Annotated in this window: 2 protein-coding genes; both read left to right on the plus strand. The window is 53.4% G+C overall.

Annotation, left to right across the window (positions count from 1 at the left end):
* Positions 1-373: 373 nt before the first annotated feature.
* On the plus strand, positions 374-2,035 hold the full coding sequence (locus LKE08_RS15845; protein ID WP_324705214.1) for an HlyD family efflux transporter periplasmic adaptor subunit: 1,662 nt from the start codon (positions 374-376) through the stop codon (positions 2,033-2,035).
* Between the two features lie 28 nt (positions 2,036-2,063).
* Entirely contained in the window at positions 2,064-2,402 is a 339-nt protein-coding gene (locus LKE08_RS15850; protein WP_324705215.1) for a HetP family heterocyst commitment protein, read from the plus strand.
* Positions 2,403-2,841: the final 439 nt, after the last annotated feature.

Genomic DNA, 2,841 nt, shown 5'->3' on the forward strand with positions numbered 1-2,841 from the left:
CGCGGTCCTCGGCAGTCGGTATTAGGGAGTCGGAAACTGAAACGGCTTTTCTATAAGGGTTTGAAAATTTCTGACCCAATTTCAACTGTAACCACGTGAGCGCTCGTTGCTCTAAATCTGCTTTGATTTCTCCCTCTAAATCACGAACTTTTTATTGGTTTAACAAAAGTTCATGAAAAAAGTGCCAAATTGGCAGTCGTGACGACAGAGTTCGATCTAACATATTAAGGAAAGCCGAGAATAATACAGGTGTCCTGCGATCCACTGCCAGAATTCAATTCTTGGATCTGTCTTTTTTAAAATTTATCCAGCTTTAAATGACCGCTCTCGCACGTCAAGTCATATTTACGATCGCGATTATTGGTCTCGTTTTATGAAATGGAAAAATACCCATCAATTCGATCAAATGCACATCCCTCAAAAGACCGATTTAAACGGCCGACACGGGGATGAGATCTACCGAGATTTAGATCTTCCTCCGGAAGAGTTGGACAACCCCCACCAGTTGCGCGGGGGTGTGGCGGGGTCGCTGCCGATCGCCCCTTCATTTCAACATCCGGCCGTCGCCAAGCCGAAAAAACCGGCACCCGAGCCGGGGGATTGGTCGCCGGCGCTCCAATCTCTCCTCGATCGCCCGCCCTCTTCCCTTCCAGCCCGGTTGATGATGGGGGGACTCGCCTTCTGCGCGGCCTTCGGAACCTGGTCCTATTTCGGCACCATCGACGAGGTGGGGGAGGCCCGGGGAGAATTGATTCCCCAGGGGGATGTCTACAAGGTGCATCCGGTGGAGTCGGGTAAGGTTGTCCGTATCGCCGTGGAAGAGGGAGAGGCGGTGAAAGTCGGGGAGGCGATCGCGGAACTGGACACCCAAATGGCCGCGGGGGAGGTGGAGCGGTTACAACAGCGGTTGCAATCCCTGCAACTCGAACGCTCCCAACAGCAACAACTGCTCGACCGCACCCACTTGGAAGCCCAGACCCGGGCCTCCATCGCCGAGGCCCAAATGCAGGCCCGACAGGCGGAGCGCGATCGCATCGACAGCCAGATGGCCGCCACCCGGCAGCTCATCGCCCAACTCGAGTTGAACCGGCAAGCCGGCCAGAGCCGTCTGGAGAACTTGCAACCCCTCGACACCCGCACCGACGAACTGCTCGAAAAACTGCGGGCCGACGAGGCGGCGGCGGCCGAGCGGGTGGAGCGGCTCAGTCCCCTGGTGGAGGCCGGGGCGCTCTCCCAGGAGGTGATGTTCCAGGCTGAACAATCCCTCCGGGACCGAGAGCGGGCGATCGTCCAGGCCCAAATGCAGGAGCAAACCGGCAGCGAGGAACAGGTGTTCCAGGCCGAGGAGAGATTGCGGGACTCCGAACGCCGCCTCACCCAATCCCAGGGGGAACTCCAACAGCTCCGAACCGACGCGGCGCGGCTGGACGCCGAGTTGGAGCGCCAGCGGGCCGAGGCCGAGGCGAGTGTCCTGCAAACCCAGGAAAAAATTCAGCAGCTCGAACTGAAACTCACCCAGCTCGATGCCGAAATTGCCGACACTCAAAATTTGATCGCCAGCGCCGAAACCAAGCTGCAGCAACGGTTTCTGTACGCCCCCATCGACGGCACGGTTTCTTCCCTCAACGTCGCCAACTTCGGGGAAGTGCTGCAACCGGGGCAGACCTTCGCGGAAATTACGCCGGAGGACGCGCCGTTGGTGCTCTCCGCCAGCCTGCCGGAACGAGAAGCCGGCTTTTTGGAGACGGGGATGCCGGCTAAGATCAAGTTTGACGCCTATCCCTATCAGGAATACGGCGTGATCGAGGGGACGGTGACTTCGATTTCCCCCGATACGAAACCCGTTCAAGAGGGTCAAGCCGTCTACAAGGTGGAAATCGTTCTGGAACGGGATTTTGTCGTGGACGATGGGGAACAGATCGAATTTAAACCCGGTCAGACGGCCACGGCGAGTATCGTCATCCGGCAGCGCCGGATTGTGGATCTGTTCCTCGACCCGATCCGCAAAATTCAAAAACAGGGTTTGGAACTGTAAATCAATTGTATTTTAGGAATCAGGTGTTATGACTTTCAATTCTAACCGTTCTAGCAATCTCAACAAAACCATGACTGAAGCACAATTCAACGAAGTGATCGACGCCATCTTGGCGGGAAAATATTCTTGGGCTTGCGTTTTGATTCTTTCCTTTGCCGGTTACAATCCGCTGCACTACATTCCCTATCGGACTTACAACCGGCTGCTCAAGGCTAACCGAAATTGTGGGGGGCAAAAGAGCGATCGCGACAAGTCCACTAAAATTAAAGATTTGGGCTATTGTGAAAATGTCGGCCGCAAGGAGGCTCGCGTCGCCGGAGGGAAGGGGGCGAGCGGTGCTGGCAATTGGTTGCATTCCATCTGGTGAACTGCCTCTCTAATTACAACTCGCGATCGGATTTAACCAATTCTCTCTGCTGCGGCGGGGATTTTTTTTTGGAATTGGCTGAATTCGAGTTCGGGCGATCGCCATTTGTAAATCTGCCATTAAAAAAATGAAAATCAATGCCGATCTGGCAACATTAGTGATTACTCTTGTGCGTGTGATATTTTTCAAAAAAATCCGATTTCTGCCACATTGGCAACACGGTAAATGGTTTTCAAATTAAATTAGATTCAGAACAGAAACAAAACCTATTTCACTCAATTCTCTGGAGAGAAACCATGAATATTTCCGACCTCAATCATATCGCCAATGTTTCCGAAGAATCCAACGTCGTTGGCGGATACGGATACTACGGATATACCTTTTTTGAAAACGATTACATCAATTTTGATGTCTACGGAGACACGAATATCAATACCCA

Origin of the sequence: Lyngbya sp. CCY1209 (genome assembly GCF_035615495.1) — a bacterium.
Taxonomy (GTDB): Bacteria; Cyanobacteriota; Cyanobacteriia; order Cyanobacteriales; family Microcoleaceae; genus Limnospira.

What these genes read in the sequence shown, in the direction of transcription:
- LKE08_RS15845 (WP_324705214.1), top strand. Translation starts at nt 374, where the DNA reads ATGAAATGGAAAAATACCCATCAATTCGATCAAATGCACATCCCTCAA.
- LKE08_RS15850 (WP_324705215.1), top strand. Translation starts at nt 2,064, where the DNA reads ATGACTTTCAATTCTAACCGTTCTAGCAATCTCAACAAAACCATGACT.